Raw genomic sequence first — 19,111 nt, forward strand, 5'->3', positions numbered from 1 at the left:
GGGCATCACCTTGGGTGGGATAAGGGAACGGGACGACCCGTCCCGGATGTCGTGGGCGTGCCGCGCGCAATGCGCAGTGCGAGCACGGGACTCAGGTAAAGCAGCCGGTCAGCTGGTACTCAGGTTCAAACCGGTACGGGGCCGGGCCCGGCTGCTCTGCTTGAGGCGCATTGCGGGAGGCGTACGGCGGTCGAGTCGGGGGCGGTGGCCCGCCTCCGCGTGCCTCAGGTCCGATGCCTTTCCGCCCGCTACCGAACCGGCACCGGGGTGCACGGCGACCAACCCCGAGCGGAAGAGCCCGTGGTCGATGCGGCGGGCCGCAGCCGACTCCAGCTCCTCCCGCAGCGGCCCATCGCGCAGGACCGCACCGGGACCGAGCAGCCTCTCGACCACGGCCAGGGCCCCAGCGATGTCGCCATGGCCCAGCCGCTCCCGGACCGCAGGCAGTGCCTCCGGGTCACGGTGCACCTCGTCGATGGCACGCAGGCAGGGCAGCGCGGGCCCGCCGAGCGCCACCAGCAGCTCCTCCCGGCGCAGTTGTGCCGGGTCGTGATCGATCGCCGTAAGTGTCCCGTCCCGCAGCGCTATCCGGTGGACCTCACCCCGGCACTCCACCCGGTGTGGATCACCGGGCCGGGGGACGGGGCCGGTCGCCGGTCCCGAGCTGGACGACGCCGCTGAGCCGAACGCCGCCAGTGCTGTGGCGACGAGCGGATGCAGCCGATCGGTCGCGACCAGCCCGGCCCGCAGCAGCTCCAGATCCGGAAGGACCCGGGCCGCCACCTCCGGCAGCACCGGAAGCGCCGCAACCTCCTGCGGCGGCAGCACCTCCCGCAGCGGCCGGAACGTCGGGGCATGGCTGTCGTCGGGGGCGACGAGTTCGAGCACGGCTCGGCTCCGCGTACCGAGCCGCACGGTGAAGGCTCCGCGAGGGCAACCCTCGGCCTGCAACAGCAACTCCGCCTCGGCAGCCCAACTTGCCCACTCCCACGAGGAATCGTGGACGGCGGGCCGATCCGGCAAGTCCGGCACGTCTGGCCGAGCGGGTGCTTGGGGCCGGTCGGGCGGCACCAGGGATGGTGCCCCGCCCGCACCGCTCCGCACCGCCAGTTCGCCGCTCCGCTCGGAGTCCCAGAGATGCCGGTGCAGGTCGAGCCGGAAACGCGGGTTGGGATGCGGATGCGGATGCGGAAGGCACCCTGGGCCGTTCCCGGACTCCTCCCACAGGGCCAGGGATATCCTCTGTCCGGCGTCCGCCCAGGCCGGCGGTGTCCGCACCACCAGCTGCAGCGGCGTGGCGCCGGAACTCCGGTAACGGGCCAGGGAGATGGTGAGGCCGGCGCGGAGCCGCCCGTCGGGGGCGATCCGGGGCATGTGCCAGCGGAGCAGATCCGGAGCCAGGCGGCGCAAATCTGCACGAAGGTGGGTGACAAGATCGGTGCCGTGGCGGTCACGCACGGCGCGCAGATCGATATCGATGTCGACCCGGGCGGCGGCGCATGCCCCGGCCCAGTCGCCAACCGCACGCCGTGCGGTCGCAGTCTCGATCATGGACGGTGGCACGGCGTACTCACGCACGCGATGCCACATCAACAGGTGGGCCGGAATCCGATTCGCGAAGTGATGTGCCATCAGCACTCACCTTGCGCGAACGATTCCCCCGATCCGTACGAGGAGTAGTTCTTCATCCCCGGCATCATAAGCACCACGATGAGGATCTGTCAGTCCCGCTCGACCGCCCGTCGACCTTCCTCGACGCATGCCGCAACTCCCGCAGTCGCGTGGCGAGTACCGCCCTCGCCGCCCGTTACGGACAGCGCGGACCGGCATGGAAGGAAAGAGCAGCGGCCGAGCCCGAGCCCTGCACAGTGGCGGACCGGACGCGCACAACGCACATTTGCCCGGCCCCGTGGTGCGGGCCATTTGTCGTCCGCGGCAAACAACCCGACCGTGCCATGACGTGCCAGTCGGAGCGGTAAACAGCGGTCACCAGCAGCACCTACAAGGCAACCCAAACTACTCTTGGATCGACTGTTTCAGCAGCTCAGAGGCCTTACGGCAGCCGAGTGCCGGTTGATTCCCGAGCTCAGAGCGCGAGTTCGATTCTCGTCACCCGCTCCACGATGAAGGCCCTGGTCAGAGACCAGGGCCTTGTTGTCTAGACCACTTTCACGGCGCGTGCCATTCGCGTGCCATAAGGGCCCTTCCGACCTGCATCAATGGCGTACACGGCGCCCCTGATGGCGAGAGCCCCGCCGTTCAGTCCCATATCTCGAGATCCATTTCAAGTGGCCTGCGTCACGTAAGCGGTGCGGGCAATCTGCTCCCCTGCGCGATCAACGCCGCGCAGCCCGTGGGGCGGGTGATCCGGCCGGGCGCGGCATCAGCGGGTGAACGGTCGCGCCACCCCTTCCCGAGGCTGCGGACGACTGCTGGCGGCGTACATCGAGATCGATGTCGGCGGCGAGCCTGCGCTGGTGCTCCTTGGTGGAGTGCTGGTAGATCAGTTGCGCGCGCTCGGACGACTGGCCGGCTCGGACCATGAGGTCCTTGAGCTTGGCGCCGGTGTCAGCCGCGAGCGTGTTGCCCGTGTGCCGCAGGTCGTAGAAGCGGAAGCCCTCGGGCAGCCCGACCTTGTCCCGGGCCCTGCGCCACTTGCGGCCGAAGGTGGTACCGCGCAGCACCGCTCCCCTCTCACCGACGAAGACGAGTCCGTCCGGCCCCGGCTGGGCGAACCACTCCAGGTGCCGGCGCACGTCCTCGTGGAGGAATGACGGCAGCACGATCTCTCGTCGGCCCGCCCGGGACTTGGGAGCGCCGACCACGCGGTACCCCGTGTTGAGTTCCGGTGCAGCACGGCGAACCCAGAGCGTGCCGGCGTCGAGGTCCACGTCCCGCCGGCGGAGCTCGGCGAGTTCCTCGGGCCGCATCGAGGCGAAGGCGCCGAGCAAAAACCATGAGGTGCCAGCGCAGACCGATCACCTCCGCCGCGAAGACCTGCTCGACCGTCGCCACCGGCCACTCGTCGGCGTCCTCACGGCCCGCCCCGCGAATCCGGCACGGGTTCTTGCGAATCATGTCGTCCTCGACCGCGGTCTCCATCACGGCCTTGAGCAGCCGGTACGACTTGGCCACCGTGGTCGCGCCGGTGACCGACAACCGCTCCGCTCGCCAAGCCCTGACACGAGCAGGACTGATCACGTTGACGTGCAGGTTCCCGAACGTCGGCTCCAGGTGGAGCCGGAACAGACGGCGGTACAGCTCGGCCGTGGTCGGGGCGACGCCTCGTTCCACGATCCAGCGCGTGGCGTACTCGGCGAACAGGACCTCGCCGGCGGTCGGGTCGAGCCAGTCGCCCCGCATCTGTTCCGCTTGGACCTGGACGAGGAACGCCTCCGCGTCCCGCTTGGTCTCGAAGGTGTCCGGGGCAGGCCGCAGGGTGTCGTCCGTGCCCGGGTACCGGGCCTGGTAACGCCCCGAAGGCAGTTGTCGTATCGCGCCGAATGTGCGGCGCGGCGCCTTCCGGCGCGAGATCGTACTGCCGGGACAGCGCACCGCTGTCGATGACCTGATCGACGAGCTCGCGGCCCTGCGCACGCAGGTCGCCAGGATCGGCACGAACGTGAACCAGATCGCACACCGCCTCAACGCCGGCGGCGATCCACACCCTGGGGACACGGCCGTGCTCGCCGAGGCCGGAGGATCGTGGCCTTGGTCAAGCAGGCGGCTGCCGCCATCGACACCTTCGCCGATGAGGCCGCCACAAACCGTCGGGCGGCCAGATTGATCGCGAACATCGTCAAGCCCGGCCACAAAACGAGGGGCGTACTGAACTACCTGTACGGGCCCGGCCGGACCAACGAACACACCGACCCCCACCTCGTCGCATCGTGGGACAGCTTCGCCCCCTACCCCGGCCGCGACCCCGACGCCACCCTCGCCCAGCTCACCGCCGTCCTCGACCTGCGCGTCAAGCAGGCTGGCGACAAGGCGCCGAAGGACCACGTGTGGCACTGCTCGATCCGGGCCGCGCCCGAAGACCGCCCCCTGTCCGACGACAAGTGGGCCACCATCGCCCGCCGGGTCCTGAACGCCACCGGCGTCGCCCCGGCTGACGACCCCGATGCCTGCCGCTGGGTCGCCGTCCGCCACGCAGACGACCACATCCACATCGTCGCCACCAAGGTCCGAGGCGACCTCCGCCCACCCCGAAACTGGAACGACTACCTACGCGCCGACAAGGAACTCGCCGCCATCGAGAAGGAATACGGCCTGCGCCAAGTCCTGCGCGGTGACCGAACCGCCGCCAAGCGGCCCACCCGTGCCGAACAGGAGAAAGCCCACCGCACCGACCACCAGACGACGGCGCGCGAACGTCTGCGCGTCACAGTCCGTACCGCGGTCTCGGTCGCCACCAGCCCCGAGGAGTTCCTCGGTATCCTCTCCGGCACCGTCGGCGTACTGATCGAGATCCAGCGCTTCCCCTCCGGCGACATACGCGGCTACAAGATCGCCGCCGCAGGCGATACCAACGCCGCTGGCGAACCCGTCTGGTTCTCCAGCTCCAAGCTCGCCCCCGACTTGTCCTTCCCCCAGATCCGCGAGCGGCTGACCGCCACCGAACCGCAGCCGAGCGGTCACAGCAGGCCCAACCCGTGGCACCAGGCCGCACCCACCCACGCCCAGCAGATCCTCGACGACCCGGCCTGGGGTGCCCTGACCGCCGCACTCATCGACGCCGCCACCGCCGGCCACCAGCCGGAACGGATCCTCCAACAAGCCCTCGCCCAGAGGCACCTGGACGACGCCCGATCGTCCGCCCAGATCCTCACGTGGCGCGTGATCCGCCTCGGACAGAGGCCGGCCCCCAGCGCCCGAGCCCTGGCCGCCCAGGCCCGCAGCAATATGTCCGCCACACAGCGGCATGGTCACCCAACAGCTGAGCCCTGTCGCCCTCAGGGCCCCACTGGCTCCTCTGCGACACGCATCCGCTGATCGGGGAGGTCTCCCTGCTCCCGTGTGGCCCCGGCTTATGGCACACCGGGGACTCGTCGGCGTAGGTTCGAGGTGCGGCGGCTGATGGCGCCACGGCAGCCCAGCTCGGACGGAAGTGATCGCATGGAAAGCGGTCCTGACAACATCCCCATCTTCTGAAGTGCTGAGGGCCGGACGGCAGCGATCGTTCGCTGCCATCTTGGACACGTGGCCGCACGAGAGACCTTCGAGGATGTTGGTGGCTGCCCCTACTGCACGTACACGCCATGTGAGCGCATGGCCGCGGTACGGGCGAAGCATGCTGCGGAGCGAGGAAGGAGAAGCCTGCCGGGGGACTCCGGCCACAGAGAATCCGGCGGGAGTGGGCGATCTGCACCGGTATGAATCCTCACGCCTGTGGGCCACCGCCGAGCAGCGCGGCGCCCACAGGGCTTGGCACCCGCCCTGGTCAGGGACCTGCTCATCCCCACCGGCCGCCGCAAGGGCCAGAGCCCCGGCCTCTCCAGCATCTACCGGGCGCTGGCCGAGCACGAGAAGACCCAGGCGTGCCCGAAGGCCGTCGAGACGGCGCACGCCGACTTCGCCGCCCTCCAGCAGCGCGACCGCAGCCCCAAGTAGTTACTCAGCGCTCCACACCACCTGGCGGTAGCTATACGAGAACGGGGCTGTGGTGGCGGTCGGCGGCGGCCCGGCCACCGCCGATCTGGCAGGTCGATCGATCTGGAGGTCATGGGATGGCGGCTCGCCACGCGGGATGCAATGCGGGATAGAAGCTGACCAGGAGATAACCAGCCGCGATCACGAGCAAAGCCGTGGTGAGGCTGGTCATGGCGACCAGCAGGCCAGCGCCGAAAATGCCCACCGGCACCGCGGCCACAACCGCGGCCATGATCGCTCCGGACACGCGTCCCCGGAGCTCCGAGGGAATACGGCCGAACTGGACGGCGGCCAACAGCGGGTTCACTGGTCCAGCAGCGATGCCGGCGAGAGCCATGGTGACGACAAGCGTGGGAGTTCCGGGCATCGCAGCGATGACGAAGAACTTCGGGGCCCCGGAAATCAGCAACGCGCCGGTCAGAATTACGTGCCGCGGGAACCGATGCCCAACTGCACCAAACAGGACCGCGCCCGCCAGGGCGCCGGCGCCGAAGGCAGCGACCGAAAGCCCCAGGGCGAGCGGGTTGTCGAGCACCTGCTCGGCCAAGGTGGGCAGCAGCACGGTGAACAGGGCGTTGTCGGCCATGTTGGCGAACATGAACACCACGAGGATCCGGGGCAGCAACGTGTCCTCGCGGATGAACCGCAGCCCTTCCCTGAGCTCCGCGAAGTACCGTGACGTGCCTTTCGACAGGTGCGGAGCCTTGCGAAGCGACGCTCGGGGCACAGTAAGTCCCACGAGCAGGGCCGATACCAGGAAGCTGGCCGCATCCATGTACAGCACAAGGATTGGCCCGAGAGCTGCGACGAGCACGCCGCCGAGTAGTCCGCCGGTGAGCTGGGCGACACGCATCACTGTCTCGTGCGCGCTCATCGCCCGTTCCAGCCGCATACCGCCGGCTTCGGCCAGGTCGGGCACGAGGGAGCGGCGGGCTGTTGTGCCTGGAACGTCGAGCATCGAGCCGGCGAACGTGAGGACCAGCAACAGCCAGAACGGCAGGTGGCCCAGCATGTACAGGACCGGGATCGCGGCCACCGTCATGCCGCTGGCCAGGTCGGCTTGGACACTGCTGCGGATGAACCCCATGCGGTCCACCAGGGGGCCGCCGAAGAGCCCGGCCAGCACCACGGGAACGAAGTAGGCGACCCCGCTCAGCCCAGCCCGTGCGGGATCACCGGTGGTCTCCAGCACGAACCAGGGAATCGCGATCAGGGCGATCCGGTTTCCCGCGACCGACACCGCCTCGGCTGCCAAGACAGCACCAAGCGCTCGCCGTGCCTCACCCGTTGACGTGCCTGAAGAAGTCACCTGGTTGCCTGCTCCCGGCCCATGATGGTGGCCTGGCCAGTCGGAAAGTACCAGTCCATGGGATCGGGCTGCCTAGGAGGCGTCCTCAGGTGTGGCCATGCCGGTTATTTTTTAACCGTGAAATGCACGTGATCAATGACTTGGGCGCGCGAGTCTGCCCCAGCCCAAGTCGGGCCGGGGCAGAGCCCGGAAGCATCACCCGATGGAGTGTGACGGCAGCCCAGGCGGACGAGACGGTGCGTCGGCGAGGCCCCTCGACCAGGACACGCCACGGCGAGTCTGCGAGCGTCCGCGGCCGTCGCCGTGCCGGGTTCCCGAATGGAGGACCTCGCCCGTTGAGACAGTCCATTCCCCGCTTCTGTCCGCCTAGTTCGGGATGACCCTCGCCTCGGCAAAGAACCCGTCATCGACGGCGTCCCGCAGGATGTGTGCGATCTCTTCGGGCTTGAGGTTGATGCTGCCGATCCCGGCCGCGGTCAGCGGGATCTCCTCCAGGGCGTATTCGCCCCGGCCTTCGGCGCTGAACTCGGGTCCGGTTCGGTCATCGAAGGACCATGCCTCGATGCGGGCGAGGTAGAAGAGCTGTCGCTCTTCGTCGGTCTCCAGCGTGTGCAGGAGGCGGACGATGTCGGCCTTGCCGGCGATCTCCTCGTGGATCTCCCGGTGGAGGGCGGCTTCCCGGGACTCGTCGGTGACCTCGACGCCGCCTCCGGGCAGGACCCAGTAGACGGGGATGCCGGGCCGGGTACGGCGGATGACCAGCATCGTGTCGTTCGGAGCGATCTGGCCCACGCTGGACGACGGCGAGCGCCGCAAGGCCATCGCCCAGCTGGCCGACGTACTGCGGGCACTGCACGCCTGGCAGCCGCCGGAGCGGGTCCGGAGCCTGCTGCTGGGGCATCTGCGCGCCCAGCCGACCGCCCCGGAGGCCATCGTGGGCGCCGACCTGTGTCCGCTGCCGGTGGAACGCGCCCAGGCACTGGTCGCCCATGCCGAGTCGCCCGGCCTCGACCTGGTCGAATCCAGACTCGGCGAGCTGGCCGGCCTGGACCCGTACAGGGAAGAGCCGCGGAGCATCGTGCACGGCGACCTGCACTTCGCGAACCTGCTCTGGGACAAGGGGCGGATCACCGCGGTCCTCGACTTCGAATGGGTCCGGATCGGACCGCCCGATCTCGACCTGTTGCCCCTTCTCCGCTCGGTCGACTGGGCCGGTTCCGGCGATGCCGAACTCGTACCGTCTCGGGAGATGACGCGGATCTTCGGCCGGCTGGCCGTCAGATTACCCGCAGCTCTTCGCCCATCCCGATCTGATCCATCGCCTGTGGCTCTACCAGCTCGCCCACACCGTCCGCGAGCTGTACACATGGCCCCCGGCCGTGCCGGAAGAGGCAGCGGCCGATCACCCAGTGAACAACCTGCCCCGGTTCGGCCTGGGCACCGACCACCTGCGCGGCCTGTTCCCCCTGTCCCATGACGGCTGACGTCCCCGGTGACGTGCTCAGGATGTGGAGAACGCGAATCGCCGGGCAGCCTCCGTAGGGGTAACCCCCTGCCCTCGCCCGGGGACGTCGTAGACGAACGCAGCGCCTTCCGCCCGCAGCTGGGCACCATGCGCGCCTCGCGTCATAGTGGCGGCGTAGGCCCTGACATCCGCAGCGGAGACGTCGCCCCTCCCCCGCTCCTCGTTCTGCCTGAGTAGGTCCGCCTCGTCCTGGGGGAAGCGCAGCACAGTCACCGGCGCACCGAATCGTGCTGCAATGGCCGCGAGGCGTGCACGTGCTTGCGATGTGACGTTCGTCGACTCGGCGACCGCGATCCGGCCCCCAGCGAGTCTGACGGTGATCCGGCGGTCGCGCTCGTCGAAGACCCGCGCATCGGCCCTGTCGGAGGCGACATCCGCCGCCTCGACCCCGAAGAACTCCGCACGGATTTCGTCACTGGAGACGACGGCTTCCGGGGCGAGCTTCCCCTGCGCGACCAACTCACGAACGAAGGCGGTCTTGCCCGAGGCCGGCGGTCCGACGAGTACGACAAGTCCTGTGGGGATCACCATCGGCTCGAAGCTCCTGGCACTTGGCCTGACGGGGAAGACAGGCTTGCGCGGGCCGCGGTCATAAAAGCGGTCTTGTGCTCCTCCAAGTGCTCGTTGACCTCGGTGTCGCCGATCTCACGCCACACCGCCTGATTGAGCGCGCGACCATAGGCGTGGACAGGGGCGTGCAGGTCCGGATCACAAAGCAGCACGAGGTGTCGCTCAGCGACCCAGAGCATGGTCATGGTGGCGGCAGCAGGTCCGCTCCAGCCGTCATCACCGCTCCATGATTCAGGGCGGCTGTAGGCCGCTCGTTCGGCTTCCTGGGCGCATGCGATGAATTCCTTGATCGCCTGGAGCTGTTCGGCCCGGCGCGCCTCGTCGGTGGCCGCCCTCCGCCGTTGTTCCTCCGACCGTTCAGCGGATCGCTGGGTGGCGCGCTGGGAGAACGCCGTCAGACCACCGCCGAGCGCGACACCCGTGAGCGAGAGGACCGAAGTCCACACCTCCGAGGGCCATGACCGTCCTCCTTACGACAAGTCCTTGTGCATCAGGGTGCACATGGTTTCGTACCGGCGGAGCGAGCCGTCCGGCGCCTCCACGTCCCAGGCATCCGGCCGACGGCCGTAGGCCACGTACCCCAGCCGCTCGTACAGTGCCCGGGCCCGTGGATTGCTCTCCTTCCACCCCGAGCTCCGCACGCCGCAGGCCGCGTGACCTGATGCGGTCCTCCGCGGCCCGGATGAGGAAGGTGCCCAGACCGCACGATTGCAAGGCCGGGAACACCACGAGCCCAGGACCTCGATGTCGCGAACGAAAACCCGATCGCGTGGAGGGGTCCCTGAGCGGCGGCATACCGAGCTCACACCCGCGGGGGTGAACTTTCCAGAGCCGCACCACCGCCGGGCATCGCGATCTCCAGCTATCACCACCACTTCGCGCATACTCCAGTATGCTTGCCGTATGTCCTCAACGACTCGCATCACCGTTACGCTGCCCAGCGACCAGGTGGAGGAGCTCCGCAAGCTCACGGACAACGTTTCCGGCTACGTGGCGGAAGCGGTCGCCCGCCAGATCCGACACCAGCTGCTGGGTGAAGACCTGCGACGCCATGAAGAAGAACACGGGGAATTCAGCGACGCGGAACTGGCGGAGGCCCAGTCGAAGATCTTCGGTGCCGCCGACCCCTCCAAGGACGCGGACGCAGCATGAGTGAGCGCATCGAAACCGTTGTCCTGGACTCGGAAGGGCTTTCGGCCTGGGTCTCGCAGGACCGCAAGTTCCTCGCGATGGTGAAGGTGTTCCACGATATGGGTGCCGACCTTGTCATCGGGGCGAACACCATCGTGGAGGTCAGCCACTCCCGCACCAACCTTCCGCGCCTCAACTGGGCGCTGTCACGGATCAAGGTGGAATCGGTCACCGAGCAGGCGGCGAAGGCAGCCGCGGAGCTCCTCAAAGGAGCCGGACTGCACGGTCACAAGTACGCCATCGACGCCACCGTAGCCGAGGTGGCACTGCGCCAGCCAAAGCCGGTCGCGCTCCTGACGTCCGACAGCGACGACATGACCAAGCTCTGCGGCAAACAGGTCCGGATCATCCCCGTCTGACTCACCAACCTCCTTCACGAGCAGGTGCGCCACGGCGCCTCTCTGCCGGGACGGACCATGCGTGCAGCCTGGAAGGAAGCCACCGCACCGCCGCTGCCCGTGCCCCAACCGTGCCCAGCCGAACGGTCAAGAGCGGTGAACAGGGGCGCTGAGAGACCGCGGCGGGAGTTCGCCCAAAGTAGCGTCTTACCAGGTCAGAGGGCATTCAACCTTTGTAGGAACCGTTGATTCCCAAGCTCAGAGCGCGAGTTCGATTCTCGTCACCCGCTCCATGAAAAAGCCCCAGGCCAGGTGCCCGGGGCTTCTTTGTTGTCTAGACCAGTTCAGGTGTCCCGCACCAGATCCGCACCAGAAGGCTTCTCCACGGCCTTCTCACGGGCGGACCGCACGAGGTCATCCAGCCCGCTCGCGACCGCCTGCTGTCGCTCAAGGTCGGAGTGCTGACAGATCAGCGCGGCCTTCTCCGACGACTGCCCGGCGCGGACCTCACGCCCCACCCGACGCAGCAGCCGCAGCTGCTCCTTGTCGAGCCCCGGCAGGACGGCCGACGTGCTCAGCGCGCCCCACCGACCCTCACCACCATCGCTCTGCATATACGTCGCATAGCGCAGTGTCCCCTATGGGTGCCTCTCCCAGCTGCACCTTCGCGGCAACCCCCATCCCTCTCACCGAAGGAGCGCCGAAGCCTCGACGGCTTCCTCATTGCTCACCGCGTTCGCGGCCCGTCCTCGGTTCCTCCGCGGGAACCGGGTGTGCGCGACGGGTGCCGGTATCGATGAGGATCTGCTCGGCCTGCGTGACGTTGCCGGCCTGGACGGCCCTGCCCATCGCGGCGCGGGCTGCTTCAGGTGTCGCGTGCGGTGGGACCACCAGCAGGGTGAAGTGGTCCTGGTCGCCTCGGGTGATCAGGATGGTGTCGTCGCCGACCGGGAAGGAGTCGATGTGGACGACCCGGTCGTCGATGACCAGACGGGTCGGCAGTTCTTCCCAGGCACCGGCGTCGAGGCCGACGCGCAGGATGGGGCCGAGGTGCTCGGTCAGCGCGGCGAGCAGACCGGGGAGCTCAGCGCCGATGTCGCGAGAACGCGGCCACCACGCGCCGTCGAGAACCTGCTCGCGGGTGTGCGTGGTCACCAGCCTCAAGAGGGCCGTCCCGGGTCTGACGGCCTGGTGGGCCGCGTCCGGCAGAAGGTGCGGGACGCGGGGAGCGTCGAATTCGGCCATGTGTTCGCCCGCCTTCCGGGGCGGTGCGTCCGCCCGGCGAGGTCACCTCGTCACTTCACCGTACTCCGCGTGCCGGGGCGGGGGCGGGCGCGCCGCGCGGCGGCGGAGCCGAACCCGCGTTCGCCCAGAAGGTTCCTGGTCACGCGCGCCTTTACGGACCGTCGGCCGGAGTAAAGTGAAGAGACCGGGAGTACTTCGCACTGGCTCTCTACCGGTGTCGTTCTCGGCGAGCAACAAAACCGGGACGTCGAAGAGGAGCCCCGGGGACAGGTCCGCGTCATGACCGCGACCCTCGACCGGATGATCATCAGCGAGCGCGTACCTTCGTCACAGGCCCGCCTTTCCTTCAGTGCGGCAGGATCGCCTCCGGGTCTCCTGAACGGAGCCTGGTGGCCTCGGTCTCGCGATCTTTCCCGCGAACTCCCCGCGCTGACGGACGCGCTGGACGCGCACTGGGGCCGGATCACTCATGTCACGGTGAACCCGACCTACTGGCCCGTGGTGCCGCGAAGGGTGCCGGTGACCGGGCACACGGTGCACGTGGGCTGGTTCGCCGAAGAGCAGAACCCGAACAAACTGATCCTCTTCTCCTACACCGCGGGACGCTGGGACCTGCTGGTGATCCCGCCGGAGACCGACGCTGGTGCCGCCGCCCGGCTGATGTCCGCCGCGGCCACTCCCGGCGGCCTCCTGACCGCCGGCGCTCTCATGGCGAGCGAGGACGCCACCCGTGACGCGCGGGAGACGCTGTGGCCCGAAGTCGCCCGTCAGGTCGCAGAAGCTCTCCGTCATTGCTTCGGCGCGACCGAACAGCGCAGCTACCCCGCCGGCCACGATGGCGGGACCCGGCTCCACATCACTGTGGACACCACGCACACGCCCGAGCCCAATGCGACGGCCGCGCCGTGGCTGGTGACCAGCAAGTCAGCCGCGCGTGACCGCCCGCATCCGGACGAGGTCCGAGGAAGCCGGGCCTCAGATAAGCAACTGCGACAGAACCGGCTCCTCGCCGGGCATCCCGGCACCCCTCCGCCGCGATAAGCACGGCGCCTTTTCCCCCAGAGGTGGCAGTCATGGCATCACTAGCCGACCGGAAGGCGTACCGCGAGAAGATCATGCAGGCTCTGTACGAGGCCACTGAAGGCAACCGCCTTCTGGGGATCACCGGGGCGAAGCTGCTCCAGGAACTCGCGATCCCGCAAGAGGATCTGGCGGCCGCCTGCACCTATCTGGTCGGCGAGGGCCTGATCACGGTCGACTGGGCCGCGGGCAATACGCCGCTCATGATCACGCTGACGCACCAAGGCATTCGACGTATGGAGTCTGAAGAGGAAGAGCACGGTTGACGCGGAGCCCGGGCGACGTCCGAGCTCCCCGGACTACGCGGTGCCAGATACTCCAGGTGCCGTTGGCCGGGGGCTGGACGCAAAGGGATGCGTCTGGGGCCGGGCAGGCGAGGAAGTCGCGGTCCAGGTCTCGCTTGCGGGACTCGGATGAGACGGCATGAGGACCTGTCCAGGTACGGGAGCGCGTGCCCTTACCGGCGGAGTCCCGGAGGAACAACCCATCCGGCCGTCAGTGCTCGGGCTCCGCAATGGGTATCGGTGAACCATGGCTGGCACCTTCACCACCCGCACGATCAACATCACAACCGGCTCCACGGAGACCCTGCACGACCTCACGAACGCATGCTCCGCGTTCCTCCGAGAGGCCGCTCACGGGCGAAACGGACTGCTGAACATCTTCACCCTCCACGCGACGTCCGGCCTGGCCATCATCGAGACCGGCGCGGGCAGTGACGATGACCTGTTGGCGGCCCTCCGCGACATTCTTCCCGCGGACGACCGCTGGCAAGAACGCCACGGCAGTCCTGGCCGCGGCAGGGCCCACATGCTCCCGGCTCTGGTCCCACCACACGCCACATTGCCCGTAGTCGACGGTGAGCTGGAGCTGGGGACCTCGCAGTCCGTCGTACTGGTGAACACCGACCGGGACAGCCCCGAACGCCAAGTCCGACTGTCTTTCCTCAGCTGACCACACGACCCGCGCGGCCCTGCGGCTGACAATCCCCTGCCGGCAGCCGGTGCCGTACGAGACCGTCCAGTTGGCATGACGATGCGTGGTCGGCCCGGTCCGTACGCAACGAAGCTCCGGTTGATGCCGGTGACCGATCAAGTCGCCTGCACCGCCCGGAGCTTCGATGTGCCGTCAGTCTGCCGGCATCTGCCTGATCAAGTCGCCGACCCGTCAGCACCGGGCGATCGGGCCGCTGACGGAACGGCTGCAGACGCCGGCCGATCCGCGGCACCGGCGCGGGAAGCGTCACTCGTTCGTGAGCGCGCTACTGGTGGCCTGTTCGGCGGTGCTGACCGGGGCCCGTTCCTTCGCCGCGATCGGCCAGTGGGCCAAAAACGCCCCGCAGGACACGCTCGCCCGGCTCAGCGCCCGCACCGCGACGGTCTTTAACGTGCGCATCGCGCCGAGTGCGGCAACCATTCACCGGGTCCTGAACGCCGCCTGCCCCGGCGGGCTTGCCGACCTGCTCGGCCACGACCCGGCCGGGGCAGACACCCTCGCGGTAGACGGCAAGAGCGCCCGCGGCTCGCGCCACGGCGAAATCCCCGCCGCCCATCTGCTGGCCGCGATCACCGGCGCCGGCCTGACCGTCACCCAGCTGCGGGTACCAGGCAAGACGAACGAAATCACCTGCTTCGACGCCTTGCTGGCGCCCTACGACCTGACCGGCATCACGGTCACCGCGGATGCCCTGCACCGCCAGCGCGATCACGCACGGTTCCTTGTCGAGGTGAAGAAGGCGCACTACGCCTTCACCGTGAAACGCAACCAGAAGAACCTGCACCGCCAACTCGCCGCTCTGCCCTGGGAGAAAGCGAGTGCGAAGTTCTATGACCACACCAACGCACACGGACGCCTGGAGACCCGCGTCGTGAAGGCCCTGACCATCGGTGAGCTGGGCGTCGACTTCCCCCACGCGGTCCAGGTCGCGAAGATCGTCCGGCACCGCATCCAGCGCAAGACCGGCAAGCGCAGCCGCGAGACGGTCTACGTCATCACGGACCTGACCAGCCGAGAAGCCTCCCCCGAGCGCATCGCGAAGATCGCCCGTTCGCAGTGGATCATTGAGAACCGTCTCCGACCGCTTCATGCGTCCTCGGCCTCAGGCTTTCGCGCCTGCTGGAGCAGTGGGCGCGCAGGTCGCCAAGCTCAGAAACGGGGGCGGAACCGTCTACCTGCCATGCGAGGTCACAACACGTCGCGGCTGGGGCGGTCGGCTACACAGAGCTCACTATCCGCTGCTGCGTCATGTCCGATACAGGGTCCGGTCACGCAGCGGTATGAAGTCCCAGCCCAGCCTCTGCTCGTCGTCCACTACGGGCATGTTGTCGTTGAGGGGCTGGTTGGTCTCGAGAGACGTAGCGACCGCCTCCATGAGCACCGGCAGGGATGTCCACATCTCGTGTGATCCGCGCATAACGCCTTGCGTGGCCTCGGCGTCGTGGACCCGCCCCCGGTCGATCTCGGGACGGTGGTCCAGTACGAGGTAACCCCCGCCGAGGTTCCGCGCGATGGGGATCAACTGCGGATGTCCGTACAGGACGTTGCTGAATCCGATCTTCATGAAGTCATAGTCCACCTCGTCTCCTTTCTCATCCGCCGTGCGCTTGTCGTAGAAGTCGGTGAAGAGTTGCCAATCAGCCGCTATCTGACTTGCGCTCATCGGTCTGTAGATCCCAGGTAGCAGCGAGCTCTGCTGGTCGAGGAGACCGTCGTGCCGCAGCAGTGACATCACCAAGGGCTTGAGGAGCGGCCGGCCGATGACGCGTTCGGTCGCGGCGATTTCCGCCGGATCCGCGGGCGGCGCCAGCGCAGCGTAGGTCGCCGACGCATGCTCGGCCAGCCAGTTCTCGATTCGCGTCCACGACTCACTGATCGATGCTGTCATGGCACGGCATCCTGTCACCTGATGCTGACAACCTCCGGGCATAACCAGACGGTGGCCGTGACCCCGATACAGCCGGCTGGGGCCGCCTCTGCGACAAGCGTCGCGCGCCGCCCATCCGCCAGTGTCATGCCCCATCCGTGCCCTTCGGAGCGGACAACAGCGGTCAAGCACGGCTCCCAGAGACCACGCCAACCTCGCACTCCCCGACCAAACATGCAGGCCAGAGCCACTCTGGCTGTCCAAGAACCGTTGATTCCCAAGCTCGGAGCGCGAGTTCGATTCTCGTCACCCGCTCCATGATGAAGGCCCTGGTCAGAGACCAGGGCCTTGTTTGTTGTCTAGACCATTTTCCTGGCGCGTGCCATTCGCGTGCCATAAGGGCCTTTCCGACCTGCACCAATGGCATACATGGCGCCCCTGAGGGCGAGAGCCCCGCCGTTCAGTCCCATATCTCGAGATCCACTTCAAATGGTCTGCGTCACATACGCGGTGCGGGCAATCTGCGCCCGGGTGGGCCGGCAGAACGGGCGGCGCGGCGCCCAGTCGCGCTTCACCGACGCCGACGGCCAGCGGCCTGCCCACACGCCCCGGCAAACGAAGAAGAGCCCGTCAGCAAGCTGACGGGCTCCCGCGAAAGACCGAGGCTAACCTGCCATCAGGTCAGATCGTCGGTGTGTCATCGACGACCTCCTTGTGTGGTTCGACAATGAACCTCCAGCCATCGCTGGGCTCCAGGAATCGCACTCGGGTCGGGTAGATGTCCAAGGCGCGGCGGTCACGGTTCTGGCTGCTCGCGTTCTTCCGCCCCCGGGCCGGCTCCTCGAACAGGTCGACCTTGACATCCGGCACCGCGACGACTTCCTCGCTCCAGCGCTGAACGATCCCCGCGCCGAAGGCGTCCCGGGCGGCGGAGTAGAGCGACTCCAGAGATTCCTTGCTCCCGTTGGGTACGAAGAGGGCGAGATTCAGGAGGACGCCAGCACTCTGAAGAACCTCGATTTCCTCCCCAGCCTTGTCGGAAATCCAGATCCCACTTTCTTCAGCATTATCCGGGAGGACACGAATTTCCTCACCGAAGGTCGTCCTCGCAATGAAGGACCCTCCTTCAAATTTCTTACCCGGCTCCGTAAGGAAAGCCGGGGCGTAGCAGTCGAGAGGAAGGCCATCCATCTCTGCCGAGACGAAGATTCCGTCCTGGAGACCCAACTCCGAAACCTCTTCGGCCGTAAGACGTCGAGCCGTAACCTTCTCGGTATTCACGCCATTCCCCTTTTTTCGTGGCGTCCTGTGAATTCACTGAAACTCTACCACGAAAACGATCACTCAGTTCCCGTTTATTTTCTCCCGGGAGAACAGTGGAAGAATCCGCCCATGTCACCTGCGAAACGCGGCAAGCTTAGAGAAATGCTGCGAGATTCAAGAGGTTACCTACTCGCTTCAACGATCTTTTCGGCAATCAAGTCAGTCCTGATGTGGAATGCGAGCAAAGTTAGCCGAATGGAAACAAGCAGACAGATGGCGCCAACACCACAACACCGGGACAGAAAGAAAAGACGAAATGGTGCAGTTGCTTTCACTGCCCGCGCTTTCGCTATGACGAATGCCACATGACCCTGGGTTGCGCGAATGCCCTGGCCGGAGCCCCTGCGGCGCACCATATGAACCACGTGGGGGACAGACGGTTCGGATCGCGAGACACGTTTCCATGACGTGGATCACTCGGACTCCTCCCATGTGTGCGCATTCGCGGTCCGAAGGCACACATGCCCGGAGTGGACCGTCCTGGCGAACTGCCCACAGCAGTTGGTACGAGGAGGACGGCGGCCGCGCGGCACCACTTCGACATGCCCGGCCGGCACGGCGTCCCGACTTCCCGAGTCGGGACGAAGTAGCTCCGGCCGCTGCGCGCGCCGGACGCTACCCAGGGGCGTGGCGCTCGCGGCGCCGGTCAGCGGACCAGCTCGGCCGGGTGCTAGGGGGCGCCGGGCCGGGTGGGGCGCGCGTCCTCGGCGGACAATCTCCGGCTCGTTTGCCGCGACTCGGCCCGTACGGCCGCTCCGCGGACGTCGCTCAGGGCGCAGGCGGCCGAGGAGTCGACGAGGACGACGATCCATGGGGTATGGGGCTCGCGAGGGCGGCGGGTTCGCCGGTGTCCAGTGCCTGCCGGGCAAACCGGAGGACGTACGGCAGCGCGGCCCGGGTGAGCGGGCCGGCGCCGACAGCGATGGCTGTGGCTGCAACCACGGGCTCTGCGTACGAGACGGCGCGCAGAAGGACGGCAGGGGGCCACAGTCGGCTCGCGTGCCGCAGGGCGGGCAGGTCCGGGAGCGCGAGGGTCAGGGTCCGGTCGTCTGTGTCGGGGCGTGGCCAGGTGAGCTCGATGCGCATGAAGCGGCCTCCACAGGAAGTAGGACTTGACGGCTGCGGTCCGCACGGCGTCACCTCCTCACGGCCGGGACACGCGCGGGGTGTCGGTAAGCGGTCCGCAGTGTCCTCTGCTGGGACCGCGAGCCGAACCGGGACGTTGATCTCCCCCGACTTGTCTCGGCGGGAGAGATTCAGCGCGCAAAGGACGTCACCGCCGACTACATCATTCGGCGGCAATGGACATATCCAGACTTGCCGAAGTTGCCGGATCTGGTCAAGGTTGTCGGAAAGGTGAGATGCGTCACGACCTCTCTTGCATGCCTCACCTGCCCTACAGAGGGAGAGCGACCATGACTGGCAGTTCCCATGCGCATGGCTCAGGGGACACAAAGGTGCGGCATCCCGTCCAGGAGACGCTGGCGCACCCCGTGCAGATGGTGACGACGGCAGTGGAGAAGGTCCCTGGCGCCGAGAGGGCCAAGGTGATCTTCGACGGTGTTCTGGACTCCGTCGGGATCGTCTCGCCGCACGCACGGCGTGTCGCGGCGTACACCGGTGCCGGGCTGCTCGGCGTGGCCGGTGTGGTCGAGTGGCCAGTGGCCGCGGCGGGCGCCGCCGTGGTGTGGCTCACGCAGCCGCGTCCCAAGGATGCCGCGGCGGCGCAGGCAGCCGACGAGGCTCGCACCGAAGGGTCGCAGGCGAAGCGCGCCGGCAAGTCGGCCAAGGCGTCGACCGCCACCGGGAAGGCGAAGACCCGTCCGGGCAAGGCCACGTCGGGGACGGCGAAAACCCGCGCGCCCAAGTCGACGAGCCCCTCGGGCACGGCGAAGGCCCGCTCGTCCAAACGCGCCGCCACGAGCACCTCGCGCACCAAGGCAGGCGGGCGGAAGAAGCCTTGACGCCGGCCTTCCACCCGCTCTGACGACCGTTTTGTCCCCAGCCCGTGCGGC

18 protein-coding genes and 5 pseudogenes are annotated in these 19,111 nt (G+C 67.7%); 11 read left to right on the forward strand and 12 right to left on the reverse strand.

Going from position 1 to position 19,111, the window contains the following annotated elements; translation table 11 throughout:
- Window positions 1-108 precede the first annotated feature (108 nt).
- Both OH735_RS17480 and OH735_RS17485 read right to left on the reverse strand, forming a co-directional pair.
- Window positions 109-1,632, reverse strand: coding sequence for a hypothetical protein (locus OH735_RS17480; protein WP_406382463.1), 1,524 nt, complete (start codon window positions 1,630-1,632; stop codon window positions 109-111).
- A gap of 704 nt (window positions 1,633-2,336) precedes the next feature.
- Window positions 2,337-3,534, reverse strand: a pseudogene (locus OH735_RS17485) (tyrosine-type recombinase/integrase).
- An 88-nt stretch (window positions 3,535-3,622) separates the two neighbouring features.
- On the opposite strand from OH735_RS17485, the gene OH735_RS17490 reads away from it, so the two are divergent.
- From OH735_RS17490 to OH735_RS17500, 3 genes are all read left to right on the forward strand, one after another.
- Complete coding sequence (locus OH735_RS17490) at window positions 3,623-3,787, forward strand: hypothetical protein (RefSeq protein WP_406386610.1); 165 nt, start codon at window positions 3,623-3,625, stop codon at window positions 3,785-3,787.
- Entirely contained in the window at window positions 3,784-4,995 is a 1,212-nt protein-coding gene (locus OH735_RS17495; RefSeq protein WP_406386612.1) for a relaxase/mobilization nuclease domain-containing protein, read from the forward strand. The genes OH735_RS17490 and OH735_RS17495 overlap by 4 nt, the downstream gene beginning before the upstream one ends.
- A gap of 432 nt (window positions 4,996-5,427) precedes the next feature.
- Complete coding sequence (locus OH735_RS17500) at window positions 5,428-5,613, forward strand: hypothetical protein (protein WP_406382465.1); 186 nt, start codon at window positions 5,428-5,430, stop codon at window positions 5,611-5,613.
- A gap of 109 nt (window positions 5,614-5,722) precedes the next feature.
- Here OH735_RS17500 and OH735_RS17505 read toward each other — a convergent pair whose 3' ends face one another.
- On the reverse strand, window positions 5,723-6,907 hold the full coding sequence (locus OH735_RS17505; RefSeq protein ID WP_406382466.1) for an MFS transporter: 1,185 nt from the start codon (window positions 6,905-6,907) through the stop codon (window positions 5,723-5,725).
- A 420-nt stretch (window positions 6,908-7,327) separates the two neighbouring features.
- Window positions 7,328-7,726 (reverse strand): NUDIX domain-containing protein, encoded by a 399-nt coding sequence (locus OH735_RS17510; RefSeq protein WP_406382468.1) that lies wholly within the window; start codon window positions 7,724-7,726, stop codon window positions 7,328-7,330.
- Between OH735_RS17510 and OH735_RS17515 the strand changes: the two genes are divergently transcribed.
- Window positions 7,716-8,438: a phosphotransferase family protein gene (locus OH735_RS17515; protein ID WP_406382469.1), complete on the forward strand. Its 723-nt coding sequence runs from the start codon at window positions 7,716-7,718 to the stop codon at window positions 8,436-8,438. The two genes, OH735_RS17510 and OH735_RS17515, sit on opposite strands and share 11 nt — an antisense overlap.
- Window positions 8,439-8,462: 24 nt before the next feature.
- Here the strand turns inward: OH735_RS17515 and OH735_RS17520 are convergent, their stop codons facing one another.
- The 3 genes and pseudogenes from OH735_RS17520 to OH735_RS17530 form a co-directional block, all read right to left on the reverse strand.
- Window positions 8,463-9,017, reverse strand: coding sequence for an AAA family ATPase (locus OH735_RS17520; protein WP_406382470.1), 555 nt, complete (start codon window positions 9,015-9,017; stop codon window positions 8,463-8,465).
- Window positions 9,011-9,502 carry a hypothetical protein gene (locus tag OH735_RS17525; RefSeq protein WP_406382471.1) on the reverse strand — a complete coding sequence of 164 codons (492 nt, stop codon included), beginning with the start codon at window positions 9,500-9,502 and terminating at the stop codon, window positions 9,011-9,013. The genes OH735_RS17520 and OH735_RS17525 overlap by 7 nt, the downstream gene beginning before the upstream one ends.
- Before the next feature lie 24 nt (window positions 9,503-9,526).
- Window positions 9,527-9,788, reverse strand: a pseudogene (locus OH735_RS17530) (GNAT family N-acetyltransferase); the annotation flags it as partial.
- 171 nt (window positions 9,789-9,959) lie between these two features.
- Here OH735_RS17530 and OH735_RS17535 point away from each other — a divergent pair.
- Window positions 9,960-10,208: a hypothetical protein gene (locus OH735_RS17535; RefSeq protein ID WP_406382472.1), complete on the forward strand. Its 249-nt coding sequence runs from the start codon at window positions 9,960-9,962 to the stop codon at window positions 10,206-10,208.
- Entirely contained in the window at window positions 10,205-10,606 is a 402-nt protein-coding gene (locus OH735_RS17540; protein ID WP_406382473.1) for a PIN domain-containing protein, read from the forward strand. Before OH735_RS17535 ends, OH735_RS17540 begins: the two co-directional genes overlap by 4 nt.
- Window positions 10,607-10,929: 323 nt before the next feature.
- Here the strand turns inward: OH735_RS17540 and OH735_RS17545 are convergent.
- Window positions 10,930-11,091: pseudogene (locus tag OH735_RS17545) on the reverse strand (site-specific integrase); the annotation flags it as partial.
- A 214-nt stretch (window positions 11,092-11,305) separates the two neighbouring features.
- Entirely contained in the window at window positions 11,306-11,830 is a 525-nt protein-coding gene (locus OH735_RS17550; protein ID WP_406382474.1) for a DUF5994 family protein, read from the reverse strand.
- Between the two features lie 279 nt (window positions 11,831-12,109).
- On the opposite strand from OH735_RS17550, the pseudogene OH735_RS17555 reads away from it, so the two are divergent.
- The 4 genes and pseudogenes from OH735_RS17555 to OH735_RS17570 all read left to right on the forward strand — a co-directional run.
- A pseudogene (locus OH735_RS17555) lies at window positions 12,110-12,589 on the forward strand (DUF5994 family protein); the annotation flags it as partial.
- Between the two features lie 314 nt (window positions 12,590-12,903).
- Window positions 12,904-13,176 (forward strand): hypothetical protein, encoded by a 273-nt coding sequence (locus OH735_RS17560; protein ID WP_398628213.1) that lies wholly within the window; start codon window positions 12,904-12,906, stop codon window positions 13,174-13,176.
- A 265-nt stretch (window positions 13,177-13,441) separates the two neighbouring features.
- Complete coding sequence (locus OH735_RS17565; RefSeq protein ID WP_406382475.1) at window positions 13,442-13,864, forward strand: YjbQ family protein; 423 nt, start codon at window positions 13,442-13,444, stop codon at window positions 13,862-13,864.
- Window positions 13,865-14,030: 166 nt separating this feature from the next.
- Window positions 14,031-14,948, forward strand: a pseudogene (locus OH735_RS17570) (ISAs1 family transposase); the annotation flags it as partial.
- A 204-nt stretch (window positions 14,949-15,152) separates the two neighbouring features.
- Here OH735_RS17570 and OH735_RS17575 read toward each other — a convergent pair.
- The 3 genes from OH735_RS17575 to OH735_RS17585 form a co-directional block, all read right to left on the reverse strand.
- On the reverse strand, window positions 15,153-15,794 hold the full coding sequence (locus OH735_RS17575) for an SMI1/KNR4 family protein (protein ID WP_406382476.1): 642 nt from the start codon (window positions 15,792-15,794) through the stop codon (window positions 15,153-15,155).
- A gap of 660 nt (window positions 15,795-16,454) precedes the next feature.
- A complete protein-coding gene (locus tag OH735_RS17580; protein WP_406382477.1) occupies window positions 16,455-17,054 on the reverse strand; it encodes a hypothetical protein in 600 nt (199 codons plus the stop codon).
- Between the two features lie 810 nt (window positions 17,055-17,864).
- On the reverse strand, window positions 17,865-18,182 hold the full coding sequence (locus tag OH735_RS17585) for a hypothetical protein (protein ID WP_406382478.1): 318 nt from the start codon (window positions 18,180-18,182) through the stop codon (window positions 17,865-17,867).
- Between the two features lie 371 nt (window positions 18,183-18,553).
- Here OH735_RS17585 and OH735_RS17590 point away from each other — a divergent pair, with 371 nt between their 5' ends.
- Complete coding sequence (locus OH735_RS17590) at window positions 18,554-19,060, forward strand: hypothetical protein (protein ID WP_406382479.1); 507 nt, start codon at window positions 18,554-18,556, stop codon at window positions 19,058-19,060.
- Window positions 19,061-19,111 lie beyond the last annotated feature (51 nt).

This window comes from Streptomyces sp. NBC_01618, assembly GCF_045209435.1.
In the GTDB taxonomy this organism is placed as follows: Bacteria; Actinomycetota; Actinomycetes; order Streptomycetales; family Streptomycetaceae; genus Streptomyces.